The organism is Sphingomonas sp. AC435, assembly GCF_979253005.1.
On sequence record NZ_CEEDCJ010000051.1, the window covers coordinates 1 to 265 of the forward strand.

The following is a 265-nucleotide window of genomic DNA, read 5'->3' on the forward strand; positions in this document are numbered from 1 at the left end:
GTCGAGCAGAAGACCGAAGGTCGGGTCAAGGTCGAGGTGGGCGGCAGCGCGCAGTTCGGCGATGATGTCGAATCGCTGACCAATATGCGCCTGGGCACCCTTGCTTTCAGCACCAACTCCCAGGGCAGCACTGCAGGTGTGGTGCCGGAGTTCAACGTGGTCGGCCTGCCTTTCCTGTTCCGCGATCTTGAACATGCCTACAAGGTGGTCGATGGCCCGGTCGGTGCAAAGCTCGATGAGGCCGCCAACAAGAAGGGGTTGGTGG

Annotated in this window: 1 protein-coding gene; it reads left to right on the forward strand. The window is 61.5% G+C overall.

Going from position 1 to position 265, the window contains the following annotated elements; genetic code table 11:
• A partial coding sequence (dctP, locus tag AC0CH8_RS18910) for a TRAP transporter substrate-binding protein DctP (protein WP_465241202.1) occupies positions 1–265 on the forward strand: 265 nt, incomplete at both ends.